Annotated in this window: 29 protein-coding genes and 1 pseudogene; 18 read left to right on the forward strand and 12 right to left on the reverse strand. The window is 72.4% G+C overall.

All coding sequences use genetic code 11. From position 1 onward, the window contains the following. Positions 1 to 567: 567 nt before the first annotated feature. The 4 genes from proC to H300_RS0119060 form a co-directional block, all read right to left on the reverse strand. Positions 568 to 1,377 (reverse strand): pyrroline-5-carboxylate reductase, encoded by an 810-nt coding sequence (gene proC / locus H300_RS0119045; RefSeq protein ID WP_028428690.1) that lies wholly within the window; start codon positions 1,375 to 1,377, stop codon positions 568 to 570. Positions 1,378 to 1,499: 122 nt separating this feature from the next. Continuing rightward, positions 1,500 to 2,249 (reverse strand): ABC transporter permease, encoded by a 750-nt coding sequence (locus H300_RS0119050; RefSeq protein WP_028428691.1) that lies wholly within the window; start codon positions 2,247 to 2,249, stop codon positions 1,500 to 1,502. Next, the gene (locus tag H300_RS27880) at positions 2,246 to 3,046 is read right to left on the reverse strand and encodes an ABC transporter ATP-binding protein (protein ID WP_051270211.1); all 801 of its coding nucleotides are present in this window, start codon (positions 3,044 to 3,046) and stop codon (positions 2,246 to 2,248) included. Before H300_RS27880 ends, H300_RS0119050 begins: the two co-directional genes overlap by 4 nt. A 359-nt stretch (positions 3,047 to 3,405) precedes the next feature. Beyond that, positions 3,406 to 3,930, reverse strand: coding sequence for a hypothetical protein (locus H300_RS0119060; protein WP_037981042.1), 525 nt, complete (start codon positions 3,928 to 3,930; stop codon positions 3,406 to 3,408). A gap of 127 nt (positions 3,931 to 4,057) precedes the next feature. Here H300_RS0119060 and H300_RS27885 point away from each other — a divergent pair, with 127 nt between their 5' ends. The 6 genes from H300_RS27885 to ygfZ all read left to right on the forward strand — a co-directional run bounded on the left by H300_RS27885 (position 4,058) and on the right by ygfZ (position 9,513). Beyond that, positions 4,058 to 4,465: a response regulator gene (locus H300_RS27885; RefSeq protein WP_051270212.1), complete on the forward strand. Its 408-nt coding sequence runs from the start codon at positions 4,058 to 4,060 to the stop codon at positions 4,463 to 4,465. A 458-nt stretch (positions 4,466 to 4,923) separates the two neighbouring features. After that, positions 4,924 to 5,955 (forward strand): iron ABC transporter permease, encoded by a 1,032-nt coding sequence (locus tag H300_RS0119070; RefSeq protein ID WP_028428693.1) that lies wholly within the window; start codon positions 4,924 to 4,926, stop codon positions 5,953 to 5,955. Continuing rightward, entirely contained in the window at positions 5,955 to 6,728 is a 774-nt protein-coding gene (locus H300_RS0119075) for an ABC transporter ATP-binding protein (protein ID WP_028428694.1), read from the forward strand. Before H300_RS0119070 ends, H300_RS0119075 begins: the two co-directional genes overlap by 1 nt. A gap of 274 nt (positions 6,729 to 7,002) precedes the next feature. After that, positions 7,003 to 7,989: an ABC transporter substrate-binding protein gene (locus tag H300_RS27890; protein ID WP_037981055.1), complete on the forward strand. Its 987-nt coding sequence runs from the start codon at positions 7,003 to 7,005 to the stop codon at positions 7,987 to 7,989. A gap of 104 nt (positions 7,990 to 8,093) precedes the next feature. Beyond that, the gene (locus H300_RS0119085; protein WP_028428695.1) at positions 8,094 to 8,531 is read left to right on the forward strand and encodes a Fur family transcriptional regulator; all 438 of its coding nucleotides are present in this window, start codon (positions 8,094 to 8,096) and stop codon (positions 8,529 to 8,531) included. 10 nt (positions 8,532 to 8,541) lie between these two features. After that, the gene (gene ygfZ, locus H300_RS0119090) at positions 8,542 to 9,513 is read left to right on the forward strand and encodes a CAF17-like 4Fe-4S cluster assembly/insertion protein YgfZ (RefSeq protein WP_028428696.1); all 972 of its coding nucleotides are present in this window, start codon (positions 8,542 to 8,544) and stop codon (positions 9,511 to 9,513) included. Between the two features lie 93 nt (positions 9,514 to 9,606). Here the strand turns inward: ygfZ and H300_RS29470 are convergent, their stop codons facing one another. The 3 genes from H300_RS29470 to dtd form a co-directional block, all read right to left on the reverse strand. Continuing rightward, on the reverse strand, positions 9,607 to 9,789 hold the full coding sequence (locus tag H300_RS29470) for a hypothetical protein (RefSeq protein ID WP_028428697.1): 183 nt from the start codon (positions 9,787 to 9,789) through the stop codon (positions 9,607 to 9,609). A 498-nt stretch (positions 9,790 to 10,287) separates the two neighbouring features. Then, positions 10,288 to 11,112, reverse strand: a complete 825-nt coding sequence (locus H300_RS29475) for an ABC transporter permease (protein WP_028428698.1) — start codon at positions 11,110 to 11,112, stop codon at positions 10,288 to 10,290. A gap of 253 nt (positions 11,113 to 11,365) precedes the next feature. After that, on the reverse strand, positions 11,366 to 11,791 hold the full coding sequence (dtd, locus tag H300_RS0119105; protein ID WP_028428699.1) for a D-aminoacyl-tRNA deacylase: 426 nt from the start codon (positions 11,789 to 11,791) through the stop codon (positions 11,366 to 11,368). Positions 11,792 to 12,065: 274 nt separating this feature from the next. On the opposite strand from dtd, the gene H300_RS0119110 reads away from it, so the two are divergent. From H300_RS0119110 to H300_RS0119135, 6 genes are all read left to right on the forward strand, one after another. Continuing rightward, positions 12,066 to 12,779, forward strand: a complete 714-nt coding sequence (locus H300_RS0119110; protein ID WP_078516137.1) for an RsiG family protein — start codon at positions 12,066 to 12,068, stop codon at positions 12,777 to 12,779. An 82-nt stretch (positions 12,780 to 12,861) separates the two neighbouring features. After that, a complete protein-coding gene (locus tag H300_RS0119115; RefSeq protein ID WP_028428701.1) occupies positions 12,862 to 13,812 on the forward strand; it encodes an asparaginase in 951 nt (316 codons plus the stop codon). A gap of 136 nt (positions 13,813 to 13,948) precedes the next feature. Beyond that, entirely contained in the window at positions 13,949 to 15,199 is a 1,251-nt protein-coding gene (locus H300_RS0119120) for a GNAT family N-acetyltransferase (protein WP_028428702.1), read from the forward strand. Positions 15,200 to 15,278: 79 nt separating this feature from the next. Then, positions 15,279 to 15,809, forward strand: a complete 531-nt coding sequence (locus H300_RS27900; protein WP_486583946.1) for an isochorismatase family protein — start codon at positions 15,279 to 15,281, stop codon at positions 15,807 to 15,809. Positions 15,810 to 15,984: 175 nt separating this feature from the next. Further along, on the forward strand, positions 15,985 to 16,665 hold the full coding sequence (locus H300_RS0119130; protein WP_037981044.1) for an HAD family hydrolase: 681 nt from the start codon (positions 15,985 to 15,987) through the stop codon (positions 16,663 to 16,665). A gap of 147 nt (positions 16,666 to 16,812) precedes the next feature. Then, positions 16,813 to 17,211 (forward strand): ankyrin repeat domain-containing protein, encoded by a 399-nt coding sequence (locus H300_RS0119135; protein ID WP_028428704.1) that lies wholly within the window; start codon positions 16,813 to 16,815, stop codon positions 17,209 to 17,211. 109 nt (positions 17,212 to 17,320) lie between these two features. Here the strand turns inward: H300_RS0119135 and H300_RS30540 are convergent. Continuing rightward, positions 17,321 to 17,449, reverse strand: a pseudogene (locus tag H300_RS30540) (TipAS antibiotic-recognition domain-containing protein); the annotation flags it as partial. 97 nt (positions 17,450 to 17,546) lie between these two features. Here H300_RS30540 and H300_RS27905 point away from each other — a divergent pair. Next, positions 17,547 to 19,601, forward strand: coding sequence for a tetratricopeptide repeat protein (locus tag H300_RS27905; RefSeq protein ID WP_158678397.1), 2,055 nt, complete (start codon positions 17,547 to 17,549; stop codon positions 19,599 to 19,601). 144 nt (positions 19,602 to 19,745) lie between these two features. On the opposite strand, the gene H300_RS0119150 is transcribed toward H300_RS27905, so the two are convergent. Next, entirely contained in the window at positions 19,746 to 20,666 is a 921-nt protein-coding gene (locus H300_RS0119150) for a hypothetical protein (protein ID WP_028428705.1), read from the reverse strand. A 157-nt stretch (positions 20,667 to 20,823) separates the two neighbouring features. Between H300_RS0119150 and H300_RS31600 the strand changes: the two genes are divergently transcribed. Further along, a complete protein-coding gene (locus tag H300_RS31600; RefSeq protein ID WP_158678398.1) occupies positions 20,824 to 20,988 on the forward strand; it encodes a hypothetical protein in 165 nt (54 codons plus the stop codon). 227 nt (positions 20,989 to 21,215) lie between these two features. Here the strand turns inward: H300_RS31600 and H300_RS0119160 are convergent, their stop codons facing one another. Both H300_RS0119160 and H300_RS30545 read right to left on the reverse strand, forming a co-directional pair. Further along, positions 21,216 to 21,869 carry a hypothetical protein gene (locus H300_RS0119160; RefSeq protein WP_028428706.1) on the reverse strand — a complete coding sequence of 218 codons (654 nt, stop codon included), beginning with the start codon at positions 21,867 to 21,869 and terminating at the stop codon, positions 21,216 to 21,218. Next, positions 21,862 to 22,440 carry a transposase gene (locus H300_RS30545; RefSeq protein ID WP_078516139.1) on the reverse strand — a complete coding sequence of 193 codons (579 nt, stop codon included), beginning with the start codon at positions 22,438 to 22,440 and terminating at the stop codon, positions 21,862 to 21,864. The genes H300_RS0119160 and H300_RS30545 overlap by 8 nt, the downstream gene beginning before the upstream one ends. Before the next feature lie 312 nt (positions 22,441 to 22,752). Here H300_RS30545 and H300_RS0119170 point away from each other — a divergent pair, with 312 nt between their 5' ends. After that, positions 22,753 to 23,304, forward strand: a complete 552-nt coding sequence (locus H300_RS0119170) for a hypothetical protein (protein ID WP_028428707.1) — start codon at positions 22,753 to 22,755, stop codon at positions 23,302 to 23,304. Between the two features lie 81 nt (positions 23,305 to 23,385). On the opposite strand, the gene H300_RS27915 is transcribed toward H300_RS0119170, so the two are convergent. Then, complete coding sequence (locus H300_RS27915) at positions 23,386 to 24,051, reverse strand: IS5 family transposase (RefSeq protein ID WP_486583947.1); 666 nt, start codon at positions 24,049 to 24,051, stop codon at positions 23,386 to 23,388. Between the two features lie 588 nt (positions 24,052 to 24,639). On the opposite strand from H300_RS27915, the gene H300_RS27920 reads away from it, so the two are divergent. From H300_RS27920 to H300_RS0119190, 3 genes are all read left to right on the forward strand, one after another. Beyond that, on the forward strand, positions 24,640 to 25,035 hold the full coding sequence (locus H300_RS27920; RefSeq protein ID WP_037981060.1) for a helix-turn-helix domain-containing protein: 396 nt from the start codon (positions 24,640 to 24,642) through the stop codon (positions 25,033 to 25,035). Positions 25,036 to 25,055: 20 nt separating this feature from the next. Further along, positions 25,056 to 25,682, forward strand: coding sequence for a hypothetical protein (locus tag H300_RS29480; RefSeq protein ID WP_051270215.1), 627 nt, complete (start codon positions 25,056 to 25,058; stop codon positions 25,680 to 25,682). A gap of 161 nt (positions 25,683 to 25,843) precedes the next feature. Further along, complete coding sequence (locus tag H300_RS0119190; RefSeq protein ID WP_028428708.1) at positions 25,844 to 26,188, forward strand: DUF2516 family protein; 345 nt, start codon at positions 25,844 to 25,846, stop codon at positions 26,186 to 26,188. Positions 26,189 to 26,234 lie beyond the last annotated feature (46 nt).

Raw genomic sequence — 26,234 nt, forward strand, 5'->3', positions numbered from 1 at the left:
CACCCACCCCCGGACGGGGTATCAACATATCTGGCGTTGACTTTTGGCACGCTGTTGAGTTCTCAAAGAACGGACGCTTCCTTCGAAACCCTCCCAGGCTCCTCCGGGCGCTTCCCTTCGGTGTGTCCCCGACTCTATCAGAGTGTTTCCCCCGACCGTTCCCGGCCGAATTTTCCACATCCAACCCTCTGTCGGAGCAGAGGCCGCCCTCGTCACACCACACATTCACCGGCGATTTCGAACCTGTGATCGTGTGGCGCGCCTTCCGGCGTGTCCACCACTTTACCGCCGATTCCCGCCGACTCAAAATCGAGCCATTCGCATATCTTCCGGGCACGCCGAAAAGACCCCGAACGGGAGACAAGCTTCAGAAATGGACGCCACCGCAAGTGGCAGAAGTGGCCGCCGACGCAGCCTCACGGCCACGCGGCAACCCGAAGAACACTACACGACGTCCAGGTGCCCATCAAACCGGCCCCGGTCGACGCCCGGGGCGGGCCGCCCCGGGCCCGGCCGACCCGAGAGTTCGGGGAGGAGCGGGCGCCCGGGCCGGGTGACCCGCTCCCCTCAGCCCTTGCCGGAGGCCAGTTCCCGGCTGCGGTCGCGGGCGGCCTCCAGTGCTGCCAGCAGGGCGGCCCGCACCCCGTGGTTCTCCAGCTCGCGGATGGCGTTGATGGTGGTCCCGGCCGGGGAGGTGACGTTCTCCCGCAGCCGGACGGGGTGCTCCCCGCTGTCCCGGAGCATCACCGCGGCCCCGTACGCCGCCTGCACGATCAGGTCGTGCGCCTTGTCCCGCGGCAGCCCGAGCAGGATACCGGCGTCGGTCATCGCCTCCACCAGGAAGTAGAAGTACGCCGGCCCCGAGCCGGAGAGCGCGGTCGCCGCGTCCTGCTGCGACTCGGGAACCCGCAGGGTCTTGCCCACCCCGTTGAAGATCTCCTCGGCGTGGGCCAGGTGCGGCTCGCCCGCATGCGTGCCCGCCGAGATGACCGACATGGCCTCGTCCACGAGCGCCGGAGTGTTCGTCATGACCCGGATGACCGGGGTTCCCACGGGCAGGCGCTCCTCGAAGAAGGTCGTCGGGACGCCCGCGGCGCCGCTGATGACCAACCGGTCCGCCGCGGTGTGCGGAGTCAGTTCATCGAGCAGGGCACCCATGTCCTGCGGCTTGACGGTGAGGATCAGGGTGTCCGCGCGCTCGGCCGCCTCGGCGTTGCCGACCGCCTCGACACCATGTCGCTCCCGCAGTTCGACGGCACGCTCCGGCCTGCGCGCGGTGACCAGCAGGTCCTCCCGCGACCAGCCACCGCGGATCATGCCGCTCAGGAGTGCCTCGCCGATCTTTCCCGTGCCGAGCACGGCGACTTGTCGCTTCATGGGTCCATGCTGGCAGGCCGCAGCCTGCCCCTTCCGCATGGTCCGCGTCCTGGTACACCCCGGCGCCGTGGTTCCGCACCGGCGGCACTCCGGCGCCGATGCGGGGGCGACGGCCCATCCGGTCAGGGCGTCCGGCGGCGCAGCGTGACCGAACCGAGCACGAGGACGAACGCGGCGACGAGGCCGACGACCGCGGCGTCCCTGACGAAAGTGCCGGTGACGGCTTCGTGCGCCAGCACCTCGTTCATGCCGTCGACCGCGTAGGACATGGGCAGCACGTTCGAGACCGCCTCCAGCACCGGTTGCATGCTGTCCCGGGGGGCGAAGAGTCCGCAGAGCAGCAACTGCGGGAAGATCACCGCGGGCATGAACTGCACCGCCTGGAACTCGGACGAGGCGAAGGCGGAGACGAAGAGGCCGAGAGCCGTCCCGAGCAGCGCGTCGAGCAGGGCGACCAGCAGCAGGAGCCAGGGCGAGCCCGCGAACTCCAGGTCGAGGAACCAGATCGCCACACCGGTGGCGAGGGACGCCTGGAGGACGGCGAGCAGCCCGAAGGCGAGCGCGTAGCCGAGAACGAGGTCGCCCTTGCCGAGTGGCATCGCGAGCAGCCGTTCCAGCGTGCCCGAGGTGCGTTCGCGCAAGGTCGCGATCGAGGTCACCAGGAACATCGTGATCAGCGGGAAGATGCCGAGCAACGAGGCCCCGATGCTGTCGAAGGCCCGCCGGTCGGCGTCGAAGACGTAGTAGAGCAGGGTCAGGAGCAGGACCGGCAGCAGGACGAGCAGGGCGAGGGTGCGCCGGTCGTGGCTGAGCTGGCGCAGGACGCGCCTGGCGGTCGCGGCGGTGCGCGCGGGTGAGAGCGCAGTGCTCATCGGTGGTCCTCCTGCTCGGTGGTGCGGCTGCCGCCGCGGTTCGCGGGGCTCTCGCCGCGGGCACGGTCGGCGTCGACGAGGCGGAGGAACGCGTCCTCGACCGTGTCCGCACCGGTGTCCGCACGCAGGTGCTCCGGAGTGCCGTCGGCGAGCAGCCGTCCGGAGCGCATCAGCAGCAGGCGTTCGCAGCGGTCGGCCTCGTCCATCACGTGCGAGGAGATGAGCAGGGTCGTGCCGTGCCGGGTGGCGAGGCGGTGGAAGAGGTCCCAGAGGTCGCGGCGGAGCACGGGGTCGAGGCCGACCGTGGGTTCGTCCAGGACCAGGAGTTCGGGGTCGCCCAGCAGCGCGACGGCGAGGGAGACCCGGGAGCGCTGGCCACCGGAGAGGTTGCCGGTGAGGTGGTCGGCGTCGCCGCCCAGATCCACGTCGGCGAGCGCCTGCTCCACCCGGGCCGCGCGGCGGCCCCGGGAGAGGCCGAGGACGGCGGCGAAGTAGTCGAGGTTCTGGCGGGCGGTGAGGTCGGCGTAGACGGACGGTGCCTGGGTGACGTAGCCGACGCGGGCGCGCAGCGGCGGGGAGCCGGCGGGCAGGCCCAGGACCCGGAGCGTTCCGGTGACGTGGGCCTGGGTACCGACGAGCGCCCGCATCAGCGTGGACTTGCCGCAGCCGGACGGGCCGAGCAGCCCGGTCACCGCGGCCCGGGGTACACGGAAGTCGAGCCCGTCGAGCACGGTGCGGCCCCCGCGGACGACGGTCAGTCCCCTGGCGAGGACCGCCTCCTCAATGGAATTCATCATGTGATGAATAATGCTCCCGCCGCCCTCACCCGTCAAGCAGCGCGCGCCGGGGCACGGGGCGCGGCAGGGCGGCGCGGGCGTCCCGAGGCGCCGACGAAAACGCCGGAGGCCGCGCACTTGGTGCGCGGCCTCCGGCGGGTGCGGACGGTACGGGAGGGGGTCACCGCCACATGCCGAGGAGGAGTCGGGGTTCCCCCGTAAAGGCCCCGGAGGCCGACACTGCCAGCGGCCGGGGCGGCAGCGGGCTGTACGGCAGGTCCGCGCGCCCCGCGGGACGGCGGACACGGGCGGGCAGGGCGGGGGCGGCGAGCAGCAGCAGGCGGCCGACAGCAACAGGCAGGGCTGCGGCGGCGGGCCGGTCAGCGCTTGCGCTTGGACTTCGGCGTGCGCTTGGCGGCCGGGTTGCCGGTACGGGTGGTCCTCCGGCGCTCGTGGATCCCGACGGCCCGCTCGTACTCGGCCCGATGGAGCTTCTCCCCCGGGGCCTCGACGAAGCTGCGGAAGCCGTAGGCGAGCAGCGCGCCCACAAAGCCGATCATCAGGATGCTGCGCATCGACTTCTCGGCACCGGCGTCCCGCGGGTGCTCGGGCCTGCGCACCCAGCCGCTCCAACTACGGCTGAACGCGAGCGAACTGCAGATGGCGAAGGCGACCACGAGCAGCAGGTTGACGAGTCGCCCGGCATCGGAGACGGCCACGCCCTGGTAGGCGAACCGCAGCACCAGCGCTCCGGCCGCGGCGGCCGAGAAGGCACCCAGGGTCAGACCGATCCGGCGCAGCCGATAGCCGCCGGAGTGATCGACCCACGTGGTGCCGTAGAAGCGGATCGGCTCGGGGCGGGGGGCCCGCGCGTCCTGCGGGTTCACGTCGGTGGGTCCGTCCATGCCGCCGATTATCGCCCCCGGGCCCGGTGGCGCGGCACCCGCCCGTCCCCGTCCGTCGTTCCCCTACCGTCCGGCACCGGGTGGTGGCTCTCAGGGTTCTTTGAGATTCCTCGGGTAGATCTGGGCCGTGACGTGTTTCCCTCCCGGCCTCCTGATCGCCGACGCCGACGCCGATGTCCGCGAAGTGCTCGCCGAGACCTTCCAGCTCGCTGGCTACCGGGTCACGGCCGCGGCCAGCGCCGTCACGGCGCTGAACGCCGCCGCCCGGCAGCCTCCCGACCTGGCCGTTCTCGACGTCGGCCTGCCCGATCTGAACGGCTACGAGGTCGCCCGGCAACTGCGGCAGGCCGACGGACGGGTGCGTGTGCTCTTCCTCAGCGCTCCCGACACGGCACCGGCCAGGGTGGCGGCCCTCACCGCGGGCGGTGACGACTGCGTCGGCAAGCCGTTCAGTCTGGAGGAGGTGGTGCTGCGGGCCTCGGCGATACTGCGGCGTCCGCTCCGGTCCGGCGGCCACGGGCCCCGGCGCGGCTGACGGCGGGTGCCCCGGCCGGGACGGCCGCCGCGCCGTCGCCCGGGAATCGCCTCCGGAGCGCGCCCCCTCACCCGTTCGGCCGTCCCGGGCAGTACGCTGCACGATGTCCCGCGGGGGAAGTCCGGTGAGATTCCGGCGCTGACCCGCAACGGTAGGCGCGCCCTTCGGGGCCGCGCGAGCCCGATCACCCGCGGCGGCACAGCTCCTGTCAACTCGCCGTGGACTGCGAGGGGAAGCCGCACGGTGCAGCGCTCGCGGTGGTTACCGCGGGACGGCGGTCCGGGCAGCTCCTGCCCCGTGCGCCCGCGGCCCGAGGCGAAGGCGGCCCGCCCGTGCCCCTCCCGGTCAAGCGCATATCCGGCACGTCGTCCGGCACCCCCTCCACCCCCGGGACGTCCGTCGAGGCGCCCTCCGCCGCCGGGCCCCGCACGGGCCGCACCGCGCGTCCACCGGGACGGGTGCCGCTGCTGCCGCTGCTGCTCCTCCTCACCGTCGCCCTGCTGCTCTCGCTGCCGGCCGCCGTGGTGCTCGGCCCGTCCGGCGTGCCCTGGTGGCAGGCGCTGGACCATCTGCGGGCGGGACTGACCGGGGGAGCGCTGCCCGCCGCGGAGCTGTCGGCGTACACGATCGTCTGGGAGATCCGCTTCCCCCGGGCGCTGCTCGCCGCGGTCGTCGGCACCGGGCTCGCGGTGGTGGGTGTCGCGGTGCAGGCCATGGTGCGCAACGCGTTGGCCGACCCGTTCGTCCTCGGCATCTCCTCGGGGGCGGCGATCGGTGCGAACGCCGTCCTGATCTTCGGGGCGCTGGGGGCGCTGGGGGTCTGGGCGGTCTCCGGTGCCGCCTTCGCCTCGGCCCTGGCGGCGATGGCTCTCGTCTACGCCGTGGCGCGCAGCGCGCACGGCCTCACCCCGCTGCGGCTCGTGCTGACCGGCACCGCGCTGCACTACGGGTTCTCCGCGGTCACGACGCTGATGGTCTTCATGGCGGAACGCGGCGAGGCGGCCAGGTCGGCGATGATGTGGCTGCTCGGCAGCCTGAGCGGGGCGACCTGGTCGGCGCTTCCGATCGCCGCCGCCGCGGTGTTCGCCGGTGCCGGGTACCTGCTGGTCTCCGCCCGCCGGCTGAACGCGCTGTCCATGGGAGACGAGACGGCGGCGGCGCTGGGGGTCGACGCGGATCGATTCCGCCGCGAGCTGTTCGTGCTCGCCGCCGGGGTGACCGGCGCGGTGGTGGCGGTCAGCGGGGCGATCGGGTTCATCGGGCTGATGGTGCCGCACGCCGCGCGGATGCTGGTCGGCGCCGACCACCGGCGGGTGCTGCCGGCGGCCTCGCTGCTCGGCGCGGTACTGCTGGTCTGGGTGGACGTGCTCTCCCGGACGGTGCTGGCGCCCGTGGAGCTGCCCGTGGGCGTGCTCACCGCCGTGATCGGCGTGCCGTCCTTCCTCCTGCTGATGCGGCGCCGCGGCCACGCCTTCGGGGGTGCCGCCTGATGGACGTGGACGTCGCGCAGCTGACGGTGGAGATCGCCGGTACGCGGTTGGTGCGGGAGGTCAGCCTGCACGCCGGGAGCGGCCGGATGGTCGGCCTGGTCGGGCCGAACGGCAGCGGGAAGTCGAGTGTGCTGCGCTGCGTCTACCGCGCCCACCGGCCCGCCTCGGGCACCGTCGCGCTGGACGGGGCCGACCTGCACGCGATGACGGCGCGCGAGGGCGCCCGGCTGCTGGCGGCGCTGCCGCAGGAGTCGGTGACCGAGTTCGACTTCCTGGTGTCCGAGGTGGTGGCCATGGGACGCACTCCGCACCAGCGGGCCGCCGCCCGGGCCCGTGAGGAGGACCGGGCGCTCTGCCGCGCCGCGCTGGAGCGGGTCGGCGCGGCGCAGTTGGCGGACCGCGGCTTCCGCAGCCTGTCCGGCGGGGAGAAGCAGCGGGTGCTGATCGCCCGGGCGCTCGCCCAGCAGCCGCAGGTCCTCGTCCTCGACGAACCGACCAACCACCTCGACATCGCCCAGCAGCTGGAAGTGCTGTCGCTGGTGCGGGACAGCGGGACGACCGTGCTCACCGCCCTGCACGACCTCAACCTGGCGGCCCGGCACTGCGACGAGCTGTACGTGATCGACGGCGGGGCGATCGTCGCCTCCGGGCCGCCGCACGACGTCCTCACGCCCCGCCTGCTCGCCGAGGTCTTCGGCGTCCGCGCCCACCGGGTACGGCACCCCGGGTCGGGAGCGCTCCAACTCCTCTTCGACCGGCTCCCCGCCGGGTGAGACCCGTCCGGCACCGGTCCTGCCGCCCCGCACGCACCGCCCGAGCGGCCGCACCGGGCGCTCCCGCCGCCCGGTGCGGCCCGTACGCCCCCACGCATCGCCCGACCAACCGCCCCGTCCGCCTCTCTACTCCGTCCGAAGGAGCCCCGCCGTGCCCCCGTCCCTCCCTCCCCGCCCGTCCGAGCGGTCGCCCGCGTACCTCTCCGGCCGCCCCGCCACCGGTCGGCGCCGGTCGGTCCGCAGCACGAGGGCCGCGGCGGCCGCCGCGGCCCTCGTGCTCCTGGCCGCCTGCGGCGCCTCCGTCGAGGAGGCCGCCCCGGAGCGGGACGCCTCGGACCACTACCCGGTGACGCTCACCAACTGCGGGGAGGAGAAGACCTTCGAGCGGGCGCCGGAGCGGGTGGTGACGAACGACGTCGGCATCACCGAGATCATGTTCGCGCTGGGCCTGGCGGACCGGATGGCCGGCTACGTGATGCCGGACGACAAGGGCGACACCGACGGTGTGCCGTGGGCGGACGGCTACCGGCAGACCGAGTGGCTCTCCGAGCGGCGGATCAGCAAGGAGATCGCCGTCGAGGTCGAGGCCGACCTGGTCTTCGCCGGCTGGAACTACGGCTTCAGCGAGGCCGACGGCTTCACCCCTGCCACCCTGGAGAAACTGGGCATCGACAGCTACCTGCTGACCGAGTCCTGCCGCAGCGGGCGGGGCGGCGAACGCGGGGTGATGTCGCCGCTGGACGCCCTCTACACCGACCTCCGCGCCCTGGGCACCCTCTTCGACGTCGAGGAACGGGCCGCGGAGCTGATCGACGGCTTCGAGAAGCAGGTCGCCGCGACCGTCGCGAAGGCGCCGAAGGGCGCCGACCGCCCGCGGGTGTTCCTCTACGACGACGGCCGGGACAAGCCACTCACCGCGGGGCGCTTCGCCGGTCCGCACGACATCATCACCAAGGCCGGCGGCGAGCACGTGATGGCGGACCTCGACGACTCGTGGACCACCGTGGGCTGGGAGACGGTCGTCGACCGGGACCCGGAGGTCATCGTCATCAACGACTACGGCGACACCGGTGCCGCGCAGAAGCGCGACTTCCTGCTGAGCCACGAGCCGTTGCGGAACGTCTCCGCGGTGCGCAACGAGCGGATCTTCGTACTCGACTACGTGGACCTGGTGGAGAGCCCGCGGAACCCGGCGGCCGTCGAGTCACTCGGCGCCTACCTGCGCGAGGAGGCCGTACCGGACCTGCGGGACGGAGACTGACGACCGCCGCGTCCCCGGGGCGGGCGGGGCCGGGCGCCGGGCGCGCCGGTACCGCCCCGCGGCCGTCCGGCCCGCCGCGCCCGCGCTGCTCCTACACTGGGGGCGTGGTGAGCACCGACTGGCAGAAAGACCTACGCGAACGCGGGTACCGGCTGACCCCGCAGCGGCAGCTCGTGCTGGAGGCCGTGGACAAACTGGAGCACTCCACGCCCGAGGAGATCCTCGCCGAGGTGCGGCGGACGGCCGGCGGCGTGAACATCTCCACCGTCTACCGGACGCTGGAGCTGCTGGAGGAGCTGGGCCTGGTCAGCCACGCCCATCTCGGGCACGGGGCTCCCACGTACCACCTCGCGGACCGGCACCACCACATGCACCTGGTGTGCCGGGACTGCACCGAAGTGATCGAGGCGGACGTGTCGGAGGCCGAGGGCTTCGCGGAACAACTGCGGGCCTCCCACGGTTTCGACACCGACGTGCGGCACTTCGCCATCTTCGGCCGGTGCCGGAAGTGCTCAGCAGAACAGACCGACGACGTGCCGTAGGGATTGCCGAATGACGTACCACAGCCCGCTGCTGTCGCTGCCCGGCGCAGTGGCCGCCGAGGGGCCCGACGAGGGGGTCGCCGCGCACTACGGCGACCTGTTCCGGGAGCAGCGCGCCCTGGCCGCCGGCGGCGGCCTGGTCGACCTCTCGCACCGCGACGTGCTCACCGTCGGCGGAGCCGACCGGCTGAGCTGGCTGCACCTGCTGCTCACCCAGCACGTCAGCGCACTCGAACCGGGGCAGGCCACCGAGGCGCTCGTGCTGAGCGCCAACGGTCACATCGAGCACGTCCTGTACCTGGTCGACGACGGCGCGACGGTGTGGATCCACACCGAACCCGGACGCGGCAAGGAGCTGCTGGCCTACCTGGAGAGCATGAAGTTCTTCTACCAGGTCGAGGCGGCGGACCGGACGGAGGAGTACGCCGTCGTCCACCTGCCGGCCGGCTCCATCGCCCCGACGCCGGCCGATGCCGCGGTGCGCGAGACCCCGCACGGCCGGGACCTCTTCCTGCCCCGCGAGCGGTTGCGCGACTTCGCCGGGCAGCACGGCGGCCCGGTGGGGACGCTGGCGTACGAGGCACTGCGCATCGAAGGCCACCGGCCGCGCCTGGGCATGGAGACCGACCACCGGACGATCCCGCACGAACTGGGGTGGATCGGTACCGCGGTGCACCTCGAGAAGGGCTGCTACCGCGGGCAGGAGACGGTCGCCCGGGTGCACAACCTGGGCAAGCCCCCGCGCCGCCTGGTCTTCCTGCACCTGGACGGCAGCGAGGTGAAGATCCCGGTGCACGGAGACCCGGTGCGGTCGGCCGCGGACGGGCCGGAGGGCCGGCAACTGGGGTTCGTGACCAGTTCGGCGCGCCACCACGAGCTGGGGCCCATCGCGCTCGCGCTGGTGAAGCGGAACGTTCCGCTGGATGCACCGCTGCTCGCCGGGGACACCGCCGCCTCCCAGGAACCGGTGGTCGCCCCCTGACCCGGGCGCCGCAGCGCATCCACGAGCCCCGCGGGCCCGTCCCGGATCTCCCCCGGGGCGGGCCCGCGGGACTCCCCGCCGACGGGGAGCGGCTCAGAGGGTCTCGTTGAGGGAGTCGGCGAGGCGGCTGCGGGCGGCCCGGGCCGCGGGCAGGGCCGCCGCCGCGACCGCTCCCAGCACCGCTGCCGCGGCGAGGGCCGACAGCACGCCCGCGGACGGGAGTTGCGCGATCCCGGCACCGATGCCGGTGGACCGGCCCTGGGCGTCGACCAGCAACCTGCCGAGCGGGGCGCCGGCCAGGATTGCCGAGCGGGGCGCCGGCCAGGATGCCCAGCGCGGCGGCGGCCAGCGCCGTGAAGCCCGCCGCGGAGACGATCACCGCACTGATCTGCCGGGGGCTGAGACCGATCGCTGTGAGCGCCAGCAGGTCCCGGCCGCGGTCCCGGACGCTGGTGCCGATCATAATGAGCAGTTCGGTGAGCCGGATCAGGGCCAGCACCGCGATCAGTCCGGCGATCATGCCGCGGGCGGGGGAGAGGCCGTCGGCCGGGTTGGGCACCTCGCGGATCTCCAGCCCGTCGACGGACGCGGCCGGCTCGTCGCCCACGGTGCGCGGGTCCGCGCCGGGCCGGAGGACAAGGTGGTGGAAGCCGGGCTCCAACTCCGGCGCGCGTTCGCGGAGGGTGCCCAGGTCGGTGGAGACGACCCGGCCGCCGCCCTCCGGCTCGATGCTGCGGCCCACGAGGTGCAGGATCTGCGGACGCCCCTCGACCGTCATCCGGGCCCAGTCGCCGACCTGGACGCCGAGCAGGTCCAGGAGCCCCTGGCCGGCCACGGCCTCGTCCGGCCCCGAAGGGCGCGGCCCTCCACCACGGCGAAGGGGTAGCGGTCCCCGGCGGTTCCCAGCCCCCGCAGGGCGCTGGTGCCGGTCTGCCCCGGCACCAGCGCGCTGACCTCGATGCCGGGGTACGCCGCGGTGACGTCCGGGTGGGCCTCCAGCGCTTCGACCCGCCGCCGCTCCCCGGACCCGTCGTCCGCGGCGCCGGCCTGCTCACTCCGGGCGGTGAGCCCGGCCTGCAGGCCCAGCCGCTCGGGGGCCTCCTGGGACTCCTCCAGGGTGGTCCAGGCGCCGAGTGCGACAGTGATCATCAGCAGTGGCAGGGCCAGCCGGGCCACCTGCACCAGCGCGCGGGCCCGGCGCGGGAAGGCGGCGCGCCAGCCGAGCACGAGGGCCGGCGGGACGTGCCAGCCCAGGGCCCGGCGGCCGAGGACGGTCAGCCGGCTGGCGACCGGCAGCGCCGCGCGCGCGGCCGGTACCGGGGAGACCTTGCCGGCCCGCCGGGCGGCGAGTCCGGTGGCGGTCGCGATCAGCAGCAGTGCGGCGCCCGGGACGCCCAGCAGCAGCGCGGCGTGGCCGGGCAGCTCCCGCCACGCGCCGGCGGCCTCGCCGATGCGTCCGGGGATGCGGGACCCGAGCAGCGCGGTGGCCGCGCTGCCGGCCGCGACGCCCAGCACGGCGAAGGCGAGGTGCTGGAAGAGGAAGACGCGGACGACCTGATGGCCGATTCCGTGAAGTGACCCCGCCTCCTCCCCGACCACCCGCGCCGGAGCGACCGGCGCCGAGGAACTCCCGTGCGACGGCTGTCACCCCCCGACAGCCGTCGCAACGGGGGCCCGTCGGCTGCCGGTTCGCGGCGGCGGTCCGGCAGCCGACGGGGCGTTGCCACCCACGGGCCCGCCCCGCGCTTCCGCCCGACCCCGACCCCGACCCCGGCCGGCCGACCGGGCGGGGTCCCCGCTCGGGCATCCCGGCCCGGCCCCGTCGCGCATCAGGTCGGGCACACCGCCGCCGTCAGACCTCCAGCAGCACGGTGAACGGACCGTCGTTGACGAGCGAGACCTTCATGTCGGCGCCGAACCTCCCCTCGGCGACCTCCGCGCCCAGGGCCCGCAGCCGACTGCTCACCTCGTCCACCAGCGGCTCGGCGACCGGCCCGGACGCCGCCGCCTGCCAGGTCGGGCGGCGCCCCTTGCGGGCGTCGCCGTAGAGGGTGAACTGGCTGATCACCAGCACCGGAGCCGCCACGTCGGAGCAGGACTTCTCGCCCTCCAGGATCCGCAGCGACCACACCTTCCGGGCCAGCCGCCCGGCGTGCTCGGCGGTGTCCTCGTGCGTCACCCCGACGAAGACGCACAGGCCCTGCCCGGTGATCTCGCCGACCGTCCGCCCGTCCACGTCCACCCGGGCGCCGTTCACCCTCTGAACTACTGCTCGCATGGGTTCATGATGCGCCGGATGGGTGCCATCACGCTGCATCGGCTGGGCACACGGTGGCAGGATGCGGGAACGTTGTGCGTTGGAGACGGCGAAAGCGCCGACTGGTCTCGCTGCCCGCAACCCGCCGCACGCGACGACATGCCCGGCCCGGTCGGCGGCGGGCGGCAGCGGGCGCGCGCCCCACGGGCGCGCAGCCCGGCGCGGGGAGGCTCCACGGCCACGGAGCACAGCAGGAAGCGACACAGTGCCACCACAGGTACGAGGGGACGAATACATGAGCGCAACCGGTTCGGGACACCATCCCACCGACCGGGCGGCACCCGGAGGCGCCGCCGGCACTCCCGGGGGCGGCCGCCTCGCCGGGGACCACACGCCGGGCGGGCTCGCGGCGCCGGGAGCCCGCTCGTCGGTCCCCGGCAGCTCCTCCCCGCCGCCGCGCCCGCACGGCGGACTGCCGCTGGGCGTCTCGCGCCGGGACGCGGACGCCCCCTCCCGGCAGTCCGGCGGCTCCGCGTCCGAGCTGCCGCACCTCGGGCTCCCGGCCCTGCGCGCGCTGCGCCGCTCCGCCCAGCAGGAGGAGGCCGACCTCAGCTACCTGCGGCGGCTGCTCCAGGGGCGGATCGACATCCTGCGCGCCGAACTCGCCCGCCGGGCGGACCCGGCGTCCTCGCTGGTGGACCGGCTGCCGGAGATCCTCGCCGACGCCCCCACCCGGCACCGCGCCTCCGCCCGGCACGTGACCCTGGGCACGCCGCGGAGCGCCGAGTACCGGCGGCTCGCGGAGACAATGCTCGCCGACGTCGAACTGGCCGACCTCGGCGCCCGCAGCGAGCAGCAGCTCCAGGAGGGTATGGGCCGCCTGGTGCGCCACGAGCGGCAGATCTCGGGCCGCCGGCAGAACCTTCAGCGCACCGCCGACGACTGCAGCGCCGAGATCGCCCGCAGGTATCGTGAGGGCGAAGCGCACGTCGACGACCTGCTGGCCTGAGCGGCGTCCGGCAGGGCCGGGCCCCCTCGAAGGGCGATCCCCGCGGCGGCCGGTCGTCCCTTCCAAGGAGGCAGAGCGGCCGATGCCGTCAACCACCCCGCCCGTGCTCGCCGAGGTCCGCCGATCCGGATTCGTCGAGGGGCACCACCGCGGTTCGCTCGTCGTCCTCGCCGCCGACGGCACCGTCGACCGCACACTCGGCGACGTCGACAGCCCCGTCTACCCGCGTTCCTCGAACAAGCCGATGCAGGCCGCCGCCCTGCTGCACGCGGGTCTGGACCTCGGCGGGGAGCGCCTGGCGCTCGCCGCGGCCAGCCACTCCGGCGAGCCCTTCCATCTGGAGTTGGTCGGCACCCTGCTCGCCGAGCACGGACTCACCGAGGACGACCTGCGGTGCCCGCCCGACCTGCCGCTCGACCCCGCCGAGGCGGAGCACTACCTCGCCGCGGGCCGGACCCGGAGGCCGACGACGATGAACTGCTCCGGGAAGCACGCCGCCATGCTGGCCGCCTGCCGGCTCAACGGCTGGCCCACCGCGAGCTACCTCGACCCCGGGCACCCGCTCCAGAAGCTCGTTGTCGAGGTCGTGGAGCGGACGTCCGGCGAACGCGTCGCACACCTCGGCACGGACGGCTGCGGAGCCCCGCTCGCGGCCCTCTCCCTCACCGGTCTGGCCCGTGCCTTCCGCCACTTCGCCGGCGCCGGGGAGGGCACCCCCGAGCGCCGGGTGGCGGACGCGATGCGCAGCCACCCCGAGTACGTGGCCGGCACCCGCCGGTCCGACACCTGGCTGATGCGCGCACTCCCGGGGACGCTGTCCAAGGTGGGCGCCGAGGCGGTGCAGGCAGTCGCGCTCTCGGACGGGCGGGCGCTGGCCTTCAAGGTGGACGACGGTGCGCTGCGGGCGGTGGGCCCGGTACTGGCCCGCACCCTGGAGCAGTTGGGCGTCGAGTCCCCCGTCCTGTCCCGGCTCGCGGACGCCCCGCTGCTCGGCGGCGGCCGTCCGGTCGGGGAGATCCGGGCGGTCTGCTGAACCGCGCGGCCGGCACCCGCCGGGGGATTACGCCGACGGGCCGCGACGAGTCCACCGGGGACCACGCCGACCCGTCCGCCGGCGGGCCGGGCAAATGCGGATGCGGCGGCACTCCGGCCGGAACTAACCTGCCGGAATGCCGCTCACCATTCGCCACCTCACCGACCCCGCCGAGCTGGACGACTGGCACCGCGCCGTCGCCACGGGCTTCCTCCGCTCCTCCGCACTGACCCCCGAGGAGCTCGCGCTCCGCAGCGAGGGCGTCGATCCCTCCCGGTTGCAGGGCGGCTACGAGGACGGTCGGTGCGTGGCCACCTACCGGACCGTCGACCAGCAACTCACCCTTCCCGGCGGCGCCGTGGTCCCGGCGACGGCCGTCACCCAGGTGACCACCACCGCGACCCACCGGCGGCGCGGCCTGCTCAGCACAATGATGCGGAGCGGGCTGACGGTGGCCAAGGAGCGCGGCGACGCCTGCGCGACGCTGATCGCCGCCGAGTACCGCATCTACGGCCGCTTCGGCTTCGGTCCGGCCACGTGGACGAGCGACTTCGAGGTGGAGGTCCCGCGCGCCGGTCTGGACTCGCGGCGGACCGCGGACACCGAGGGCGGCCGTCTGGAACTCGTCGACGCGGCGGAGCTGCGCAAGGTGGGTCCCGCCTGCCACGAGCGGTTCCGGACGCTGCCGGGCAGCGCGGGGGCTATCGACCGCACCACGCGCTGGTGGGAGAAGGGCACCGGTCTGCGCCGCCACCCGGACGACGGGTTCGTCCCCGCCTTCCACGTCGTGTACCGGGACGCGGGCGGCGAGGCGCAGGGCTTCGCCTCCTACACCGTCGACGAGCACTGGGACCGCAAGCTCCCGAAGGAGACCGCCAAGGTCACCGGGCTGACCGCGGTGACGCCGGCGGCGGAGCGGTCGTTGTGGCGCCACCTGCTCTCGCTCGACTGGGTGAGCACGCTGCATGCCGAGGCCCGGGCGCCCGACGACGTACTGCCGCTGCTGCTGCCCGACCCCCGCGCGGCGCGCACCACCACCCACGGGGACTTCCTGTGGCTGCGGCCGCTGGACGTGCCGCGGCTGTTGCAGTCCCGGAGCTACCCCGCCTCCGGCCGGCTGGTCCTCGACCTGCACGACGCGGCGGGCCTGGCCGGGGGCCGGTTCGCGCTGGACGCAGGCCCCGAGGGGGCCCACTGCGCGCCGAGCCGCGGGGAACCGGACCTGAGCATGGACATCGGGGAGCTGGGGGCGCTCTGCCTCGGGGACGAGTCGGCGACCCGGCTCGTCGCGCTGGGCCGCGTCGCCGAGGAGCACCCGGGCGCGGCCGCCCGCATGGACCTCCTCTTCCGCACCCCCCGGCGCCCCTGGTGTCCGGACAGCTTCTGACGACCCCCTGCCTCACCGGCGGGAGCCCGGGCTCTGAGGCCCCGCCGCCCGCGCCGCCGCGGTACGCACAGTCGTGGACGTGCAGAACGGCGTCGTCGAGGAGGCGTACGAACGCGCCCCGGTCGTCGCGAACATCGTTGGCCTGGCCGAGCGGGCGCGGCGCGAGCAGGCGCCCGTCGTGTGGGTCCGGCACTCCGACGAGGAGCTGGTGCACGGGAGCGACGCGTGGCGGATCGTGCCCGAGCTGCCCCCGGCCCCCGGCCCCCGGCCCCCGGCCCCCGAGGAGCCGCTCGTGGAGAAGACGTACGGCGACTCCTTCGAGGACACCCGGCTGGAGGAGGTGCTGGCCGGCCTCGGAGTCGGAAGGCTCCTCGTCGTCGGCGCGCAGACCGACGCGTGCGCCCGGTCCACCCTGCACGGCACGTTCGCCCGCGGGTACGACGCCACCCTGGTCGGTGACGCCCACGCCACCGAGGACCTCACCGCCTGGGGAGCGCCGGCGCCCGCCCAGGTCGTCGCGCACACCAACCTGCACTGGAGCCGCCAGTCGGCGCCGGGCCGTAAGGCCGGCACGGTCGCCGCCGAGGAAGCGGACTTCGGCACCGCCTGAGCGGCCCGCGGACCGCCCTCGCGAGCGGGAGCCGGGCCCCGGGCCTGCCCGCCCTCCTCCGACGGAGGAAGCGGTGTACAGGTGGCGGCGCTCTGTACGCGCGCGTCCCGGGAGATGATGCTGGACTCGCCCCACCTCGGACCCGCTCCGAGCAGCCACGGCAGAAACGAGAATCATGCGGAACCTCCTCGTCCCGGCGGAATGCGTGCTCTTCGACTTCGACGGCCCGGTGTGCCGGCTGTTCGCGGGCAGGCCCGCACGCGGCGTCGCCGCGGCGCTGTGCGCCGCGGCCGACCGGCACGGCGCGGACCTGACACCGTCCGCTCCCGCCGGCCCGCACGCCGTCCTGCGCGCCGCGCTCTCCCACCCCGACGGGGACGAGGTGGTGCGGTCGGTGGCCGAGGCGCTGAGCGCCGAGGAGTGGGAGGCGGCCGAGACCGCGTGGCCGACCGCCTACGCCGACCGGCTGATCCGCACCCTGCACGCCACCGGCCACCGGCTCGCCGTCACCACGGACAACGCACCCGAGGCCGTCGAACGGTACCTGGCGAGCCGGGGACTGGGCCGACTCCTCGCCGGGCACGTGCACGGCCGCAGGCCGGACGCCACCCGGCTCAAGCCCGACTCCGACTGCCTGCTGCGCGCACTGGAGTCGACCGGCACGCATCCGGACCGTGCGCTGATGATCGGCGACGCGGCGCGCGACCTGCACGCGGCGAAGTCGGCCGAGGTGCCGTTCCTCGGCTACGCCCGCACACCGGCGAAGGAGATCGCGCTGCGTGAGGCGGGAGCCGAGCACGTCACCGGCTCCCTGCTGGACGTCCTGGAGATCGTCAACGTCCCCCGCTTCCGTTGAGCGGGCGCCCCGGGTGGCCCCGCCGCCACGCCGACGCCGCTGCGGCTGCTTGAACACCGTCCCGGTGGGCACCTGCGTAGGGTGTGACGGTCCGCACGGCGCCCGCGGACGGACCGTACGAGTTACCGAGCAGCAGGAGGTCTCACCATGCCAGAGGAGCCCGCGCACGACCCCGAGGTGCTCCAGCTCGCAGCGAAGATCTTCCATCTCTCCCGGCACGGCGACACCGACACCATCGCCGCCTACGTGGACGCCGGCGTACCGCCGAACCTCACCAACGACAGCGGTGACTCGCTCGTGATGCTGGCCGCCTACCACGGGCACGCGGCGGCGGTCCGCGCGCTGCTGGAACGCGGCGCCGATCCGGACAAGCCCAACGACCGCGGCCAGACCCCGCTGGCGGGCGCGGTGTTCAAGGGCGAGGACGAGGTGGTCCGGGCGCTCGTCGAAGGCGGTGCCGACCCGACGGCCGGAGCGCCGAGTGCCATCGAGACGGCCCGGATGTTCGAAAAGCAGGAACTGCTCGCCCTGTTCGGCGCCGGGTAGCGCGGACCGCCCACGAGGGCGGGCAGGAACGGACCGCGTACGGCGGCAGGCCGGAGCGGCCACCTGCCCCCTGGTGGCCGCCACCCACGCCCCTGCCGCCCGGCGCCGCTCAGAGTTCGTCCGCGGCGTACGCCTCCATCGCCCGCCGGACGAACTCGGCGGTACCGGCGCCATGGGCGTCGTAGACCGCCGCGAACCGGGGATCGGCGGTGTACATCTGCCCCAGCCCGGCGTACTCCTCCGCGGAGAGACGCCTGCCCTGACGGACCGCTTCCGACGCTGGTGCGACCGGGACGCGGGCCCTGCCCGGTTACGTGCTCCGCGAGCATGACCGGGTGCTGGGCGAAGCGGTCAGGGACGTCGCGGCCGGCCGCAGTCGAATCGTGATCCTGGTGGGTACCTCTTCGACGGGGAAGACGCGGGCCTGCTGGGAAGCCGTGCAGCCGCTCGCGGAGAAGGAATGGCGGCTGTGGCATCCGTTCGATCCAACCCGCGCGGAGGCCGCGCTGGAGGACCTGCACCGGGTTCAGCCCCGCACGGTGGTGTGGCTGAACGAGGCCCAGCACTATTTGGGCGACCGGGCGGCCGGTGAGCGGATCGCGGCGGCCGTGCACCACCTGCTCGTCACCCCGGAGCGCGGGCCGGTCCTTGTACTGGGCACGCTCTGGCCCGAATACCTGCACCAGTACACAGCCCTGCCCGCCCCGAAGGAGGACGATCCACACAGCCGGGTGCGGGAACTGCTCTCCGGACACACCCTGCCCGTCCCCGACGCCTTCGACGCTCGGGCTCTGGCCGCCGCATCCGCCGTCGCCAAGGGCGGTGACCAACTGCTGGCCGACGCCCTCACCCGGGCCAGCACCGACGGACGCATCACCCAAGACCTGGCCGGCGCCCCCGAACTCCTCAACCGCTACCAGCACGCAAGCCCAGCCGCCGGAGCGCTGCTGGAGGCCGCGATGGACGCACGCCGCCTCGGCGTAGGCCTCCACCTTCCGCAGGCCTTCCTCATCGACGCCGCCACCGACTACCTCACCGACACCGACTATGACCAGCTCACCGACGACTGGGCGGAACAGGCGTTCGCCACCCTCGCTCAACCCGTCCACGGCAAACAGGCACCCCTGCGCCGCACAACAGCCCGAACCACACGACGCCCGCCCATCCCCACCCCTCGTGCCGACACCCCTGCCTCACCGCCTGCGGGGCTGGTGTTCCGGCTCGCCGACTACCTCGAACAGCACGGCCGCACAACCCGGAATCGACTGTGCCCGCCCGCCTCCTTCTGGCACGCCGCCCACACCCGCCTCACCCACCCCGATGACCTGTACAACCTTTCCAAAGCAGCCGGGCAGCGCCACCGTCTGCAATGGGCTCAGCTCCTCAGCCACCGTGCCGCCGACCATGGCAGTACCGACGCCCTGCGCCTCCTGGCCGACCTGCGAAAGAAGGACGGGGACTGGAGAGAAGCGAAGCGCCTCCTCCGGCAGGCCGCCGACGGCGGCAACGTCGAGGCCCTGCAGGACTTGGCTGTGATGCTGCACGACGCTGGGGATAGGGAAGGGGCGCAAACCCTCCTTCAGCAGGCCGCCGACGGCGGAAACGTCGATGCCCTGTCCCGCCTGGCGCTGATGCGAGAGCGCGCCGGGGACCGGGAGGGTGCCGAGAATCTGGCGCAGGAAGCCGCCGGGCACGGCAGCACCGGTGCCCTGGTGCTCTTGGCTTTGGGACGGAAAGAGGCTGGTAGGGCGGAATACCTTCTCCGGCAGGCTGCCGACCACGGCAGCGCCATCGCCCTGTTCCACCTGACGATCGTGCGGGAGGCGGCTGGGGATCCGGACGACGCCGAGACCCTGGCCCAGAAAGCCGCTGCCCACGGCAGGGCCGACGGCCTGTACCGCCTGGCCGTGAGCCGGGACAAGGCCGGGGACGAGGAAGGAGCGGAGCACTTCGTTCGGCAGGCCGTCGACCATGGGAGCAGCGATGCCCTGTACCGCTTGGCCGTGAGGCAGGACGAGGCCGGGGACAAGAAAGGAGCGGAGCGCCTCTTTAAGCAAGCCGCCGACCATGGCAACGCTGCCGCCCTGTTTCAACTGGCCTTAATCCGGGAGGCGGCAGGGGATCCGGAAAGCGCCGAGACCCTCGCCCTGGAAGCCGCCGACCATCACGACCCCGAAGCCCCCTATCGCCTGATCATGATGCGAGAGGAGGCCGGGGACGGGGAAGGGGCGAAGCGCCTGCTCCGGCAGACCGTCGACCACGGCATCACCGACGAAATACTGGAAACACTGTGGCCGTACGGGCTGGACCCGGACGGCACGCCGACACCTCCATGGGAACCGTCGGCATACGCCCCGCTCGACCGGCACGTATCGCCCGGCAGGCCGTAGCGGCCGCCGTATAGGGCGGCCGCACGGCGCCCGGCATTCCGCTCCAGGCTAGCCACAGGACCGAGATCAGTGGGCCTCAGCCGAGTCGCGGCATGCGAAGTCGGCTTCCTCGGAGAGGATGCGGCGGATCAACCTCGAGGACCGTCAGCGCGCCAGTCTGAGCCGTGCCGTCTCTGCGGCATGGGACGCGGCTTCGATCAGCCCAAGTTCGCCGGCGAGTGTTCCCAAAAAGGCATCGACCGCCTCGATCGCGCGGCCCTCCATGGTGTCGGGCTCTGCGAAGTACGCGGCGAACTCTCCGTCGCCGATGGTCGCCATGGCGGGCCGACGGTCCTGGTAGTCGGCCCACATCGGTCTGTAGACGGCGCGCACTCGGTCGAACTCGGTTTCGTCGATCTCCTCGTGCCGGAGGCGGCGGATGGTTTGCTGGCGGGCCTTCCACATGGCGATGTGCTGCTGGGCGGAGATCGGCCCGAACGGGCCGGGAAGGGCTCGTTCGATCCTCGGCATGCCCGGCTGGACTGGCCAGGGAGAGTACAACTCCGTGAGGACCGAGGTCAGTCTGTCGATATCGATCCGACCGGTCCGCTCGCCCTCCTCGAGGACGAGCTGGGCGGTGCGCCGTTGCTTGAGGGTGGCTGAGGGGTGGGCAAGTTGCTCGACGATGGCGCGGACGTTCTGGCTTCGGCGGACGGCGGTCGTCTGGCCGGCGGCGCGCGCATGGGTACGCCAGGCTCGGCGCGCCTGCGGGGTAAGCACGATCGTGTCGTCGATCAGCCACAGGTACAGCACGACGCGGATCAAGGAGCATTGCGGGATACGCCCCAGCGGGGAGCGCTCTCGAGCCTCGAGAAGTCTGGTGAACAACTCTCGTTGCTCGGGCGGGAAGATCCGCGGATCGCTGCCGTAGGCGCTGGTCTTGCGCGGCTCGGGGTTGGCGAGCATGCCGTCCTCGACCCAGGAGGTCACCATCCGGGGGCTGGCTTTGACGCCCAGCGCGAGCGCGTCGGCTACCAGATCGGTCGAAGTTCCCTCGACCCACGTGGTGGCCCGATTCCCGTTCATGGTGCCGAACTTACATCGAGATTCGAGCCTCGGAAGCTGCATTCAGCGCACGTCAGCCATAAGGCTTGGGGTCAGCAGAAACTGCGCCCCGCACCGTATCCCTGCCAGGAACACGCGGTGCGGGGGCAGCCGACTCATCCCCTGAACGGAGACCGTCATGTCCCACCGTACGCACCGCCCCGCCCCGAAGCGGCGACGCGCCCGCCACCGCCGCGTCGAGGGCCTTGGACAAGCAGCGCTCTACGCCGCATCCGCCACGTTGGCCGGCGGGCTGGTCCGCGAGCTCCTCCACCTGGTCAACATGTCCGTCTCCTCCTGCTGACCTGAGCATCAGGGAGATGCCGCGTCCGGGCCTGCCGGGCGCGGCGTCTCCGCGGCACCCGGCTACAGGTAGAGATCTGCAGCTTCGCGGCGAAGAGACCGCCGTTCAGCGGGGTGCCGGGGAGCAGCGCGCGGATAAGGCGGCCGTCGGCCGCGGGCGAGACGGCGAGCGGAGTGCGTAGCCCAGCCTCTCATTGCCCCATTGACCCGAGTCTCGACCAGACCTCCTCATCGCAAGCGTCGGTCGATTGCTGAGCGGATCTTGGGCACGGCCTTCTCATCGAAGCCCTCGCGACGAAGCACGAAGCGATGGAGTTTCGGCATGGTCCCCTCGTTGTACCCGGTGACGAGGTAGCCATCGAAGTCCCGGTTAGGGTCCTCTTCCACATCCACAAGGCCGAACCGGTTCAGCATCCGGTGTGCCTCGTATGCGTCCCTGCTGAGGCCAAACTGTCGGAGCCGCATGTCGCTGGCGACAAACACAGGCTGGGCACCGAACCGGAAGTGGAGCCACGCCAGCATCAGCAGGAAGTTGATCTCGGTGTCCTCTAGCAGGTGGATCCATCCGTTGTGGAACAGTCCTGCTGGCAGCGACGGGGTCCGCTCCTCCGCTGGCACCATGTAGCGGTCGGGATTGCTGCCGCCTCCGTTTGGGGCGCCGTGCTCGTGGAGGAGCTGGAACCCTTCGTACTTGCCCCGGCTCTTGTTTCCGTTGGGCAAGTGAACAAGTTGGAAGGCGTCTCCGGACAGGCGGTCCATGGCGCTATGTAGCTGCCGCACCTTCTTATCGCGAACGGTGACGTAGTTCCTGTCGCCCTTCCGGCTCGGCTCTGACGGAGTGGCGAACAGGTCGACCCAACTCACGGTATCGATGTCATTCACGGGCAGGGGGTTGCTCGGGTAGGTGCCGCGTTTTCGTGCTGGGCCACGAACAGGGCAGTGAGGTAGACCCTGAGGGCGATCCCGCAGGGGGAAGGCAGGCGCGTCGATGGCGGCCGGTCCTGCGGCGCTGGAAGGCGCCTGTCTGAGGGATCTCCGGGGAGCTCGGCCGGCTCGGCGCGGAACATCGGATGGCGAGACGTTTGAAGTGGTGGAGGAGGGCGAAGGTCTGCTCCACGACGTAGCGGAGCTTGCCCATCCCTTTGATGTTCGGGCAGCCCTTGCGCGAGATGACAGGCAGGATCCGTCGCTTGCGTAGCGCGTTCCGGTTCGGGTTGGAGTCGTAGCCCTTGTCGCCGAGTAGGGCGCCGGGCCGGCCCGGGCGGCCTGCGACGGGCGGGATCCCGTCGACCAGGGCGAGGGTCTGGGCAACGTCGTTCACGTTGACGGCGGTGGTGATGACCTTGATGGGGGTACCGCATCCGTCGCAGATCAGGTGGTGTTTGATGCCCGTCTTGCGCCGGTCGACCGGCGACGGGCCGGTGTCGGCTGCCCGGATGTAGGAGCCGTCCACGCACGCACGTGACCAGTCGAGTTCACCGGCCGCGGCCCTGGCAACCGCTCAGGCCACGGAGGCAACAACGGCTCGATCAGCGCCCACAAGTCGTCGTCCACGGTCCACGGCCGAGTACTCACACCCACACGAACGGCAGAAGCACCCGACCGGTCACGCCTGACCAGGACGTCTCAACAAGATCTTGTTACGAGCTCTAAGAAGCTGTTGTCTTTCCGGTCGTGAGGACTGCGTTTCCGCTGGTCGGGCATAGGGTCGGCGATCCCGTGGGAGTTGTGGCCTGTCGTGCTGTCGTTGCCCGGGAGGTCGTGGATGCCGTCGGTGGTTGGGCTGTTGGAACAGCGTGAGTTGGGTGCTCGCCGTCGTGTTGACGAGCTGCGGGAGGAAGCCGACCGTGTCCAGGCCGAGTTGGCCGTGGCCGAGCGGGAATGGAAGGAGTGGGCCATCGCCTGCTCGCGGGTCGGCGAGGTGCTGGCCCCGGTGAACGAGAGCGAGCAGGACCCCGCCCGGGCCGAGGGGACCGCGCCGACTGCCGAGGAGCAGTCCGGAAAGACGCCGCAGCTGCCGGAGGCAGCGAAGACGAAGTCGCAGGTCCCGATGTGGCGTGAGGGGCTGGCCCGGTCGGTGCTGTCGGCCGACTACCAGCGCATCCTCACGGCGCTCGCGGACCGGGTCCGGCTCCGTCAAGGGCCGCTGACCTGCCAGGAGATGACCGCGGCGTTCGGCATGGACGTGGTGCCGGCACGAGTGGAGGCACTGCGGTCGAAGGCGAAGCGCCTGGTTGCGCGGGGCTGGCTGGCCGAGCCCGCGCCGGGCCGGTTCACGCTCGCGCAGGATGTGGCCGGGCCAGGCGGCGCGTCATGAGCAGGGTCATCGACCAGTAGACCATCGCTTCGGCGCTGGTGGTGCGGCGCTCAAAGTCGCGGGCCAGGCGGCGGGTGCGCATCAGGTGGGCGAAGAGGCGCTCGACGAGCCACCGCTTGGGCAGGACCACGAACCCCTTCTGGTCGTCGCTGCGTTTGACGATGGCCAGGACCAGGGCGAGCGCGGTGAGGCAGTGGGCGACGAGGGGCCGGTGTAGCCTCCGTCGGCCCAGACCAGCTCCAACTGGTGGTGCGCGTCGGTGACGTGCCGCAGCAGGACCTGGGCGGCGGTGCGGTCGCCGACATCCGCGGCGGTGACCATCACGCCCAGCAGCAGGCCGAGGGTGTCGACCACGACGTGCCGCTTTCGCCCGTTGATCAGCTTGCCGCCGTCGAAGCCGCGGCTGTCCACGCCGACGACGGCGTCCGCCTTGACGGACTGCGAGTCGATCACCCCGGCCGTCGGCTCCGTATCGCGCCCGTCCCTCTCGCGGATCCCTGCGCGCAACCGGTCGTGGAATTCCTTGACCAGGCCGTGGCCGCGCCAGCGGCGGAAGAACACGTAGACCCGGTCCCAGGGCGGGAAGTCGGCAGGCATCGCCCGCCACTTGATGCCATTGTCGACCAGGTAGCGGATCGCATCAAGTATCGCCCGGTGGCAGTACGCCTCCGGCTGCCCTCCCCGGCCACGCATCCAGCCAGGCACCGGCAGCAGCGGCCGTACCGCCGCCCACTCCGCGTCCGTCATGTCCGTCGGATAACGCGGCTGCCGCATCCCGTTGTCGGCAGCGTTTCCGAACCGGTGAGCCAGACAGTCACACTCCCGGGTGACCAAGGTGGACTGCCCGGACATCGGCACGGAAGACTGCGGCACCAGGGCCTCCTGATGTTGCTCGGTGATTCGACACCAACGAGCTGTTCAGGAGGCCCTACTCGTACGCGCCGAACATCTCGCGACCACCCAATCGGGACTCCCGTTCGACGGACACCGCTCAAGATCGGAACGACAACAGCTACTAAGGATCGGAGAAGCCATACGAGCGGCTTTGCCGCTTGCCTGCGGGACGCGGGGTTGCGCGCCCCTTGCGCAGGCTTACGGCAGGGTGTGGCACGCGCCGAGTTGACCGACACAGGGCAATCCTTGGTCACAGGTGTCTTGCTCGGATGACAACCATCCTACTCAGCCGCAGTCGCTGGTCGGCTACGGGCGGCTGGTAACAGATACCCCTGCGAAGTGACAGTTATCGCTGCGAGTCACACACCTCCACCACCACAGAAGAACACTTTTGCAAGCACATGCTTGCAAAAGTTAGCGCCGCGAGGCATGGTGGGGGTCATGGCTTCACTGCACCCCGGCGACATCGGCGAGTTCCTTCGGGAACAGCGGCGCAACGCCCAGCTCTCACTGCGCCAGCTCGCGGACGCGGCCGGGGTGTCGAATCCGTACCTGAGCCAGATCGAGCGCGGGCTGCGCAAGCCCAGCGCGGACATCCTGCAGCAGCTGGCCAAGGCGCTGCGGATATCCGCCGAGACGCTCTACGTGCGGGCCGGGATGCTCGACGAGCGGGAGCGGGAGGACACCGAGGTCCCCGCCGCCATCCTGGCCGACCCGTCGATCAACGAGCAGCAGAAGCAGGCGCTGCTCCAGATCTACGCGTCGTTCCGCACCCAGAACGGCAACGGTGCCACCGAGGACGACGACGTCAAGACCACCCCCAGGACCACCCCATAGAGCAGCCCGGGAGGCACTCCATGCCCGACACCACCGACTTCCGCAAGACGATCACCAGCCCGACGCCGCTCTACTTCGCCGCCGGTGTGATCGAGAAGGTCCGCACCGAGGCCCCCGAGCAGCTCGCGAAGCTGGCGAAGGTCAGGGAGGCCGACCCGAAGGTCGTGCAGTCGCAGGTCCAGGACCGGTTCCAGGGCGCGCTCGCCACGTTGGACTCCGACATCAAGAAGTTGCGCGAGCAGGCCCAGCACTACGCGCTCCAGGGCGTGGGCTACGCCGCCGAGGCCGCCGTGAAGGCCAAGGAGGGCTACGACACGCTGGCCGAGCAGGGCAAGGTCGCCGTGGAGACCTGGCGGAGCAAGGCGAACGCCAACGAGGTCACCTACGAGGCGACGATCGAGCGCGAACCCGCCGCCTCCGAGCGGCCCGCCGCCGGCTCGACCTCCTCGGCCGGCACCGGCACCTCGAAGGCCGGCAGCTCCTCGACCGGGGTGAAGAATCAGTCCGGCATCAACCAGTCCGGCACCCGGTCGCAGGCCGCCCGGGCGAAGTCGGAGCCGAAGAGCGGTTCGGCCGGGAAGACCACCGAGGCGAAGAAGAGCCCCGGCGCGGCCAGCAGCAAGAGCACCCCGAAGTCCGGTTCCTGAACCCCGCGGTGGCGCCGCCCCCTGCACTCCGGGGCGGCGGCCGTGGTGGCCACGGGTGCGAGGGCCCGCACCGAGGGGGTCCGGGCGTCTTCTGCCTGCCCGGACTCCCGGACCGGTAGCGTGGGTGTCCGTAACAAGTCTTCTTCAGGGTGGTGGCCGGCGTGCTTCTGAGTGGTTTCAACAGTCTGATGGGCTTTGTGTTCCTCGGACTGATGGTGTTCGCGATCTTCTGCTTCGTGGACGCGATGCTGCGCCGGGAGGACGCGTTCCGCGCCGCCGACAAGAAGACCAAGAAGTTCTGGCTGATCCTCCTGGGGGTCACGGTGGCGGTGCATCTGCTGCCGCTCCAGCTCTTCTTCCTGATGATCGCGGGTGTGATCGCGAACATCGTCTACATGGTCGACGTGCGGCCCGCGGTGATCCAGGTCTCCGGCGGGGGCAAGGGCGGACCGTTCCGCGGCAGCAGCAGCGACGGCCCGTACGGCCCGCCCAACGGCGGGCGCTGAGGCAGCCTCCGGGCGCCCGGCGACCGGCGAGGAACGGACGACGGGC

The organism is Streptomyces sp. TAA040 (assembly GCF_000424845.1).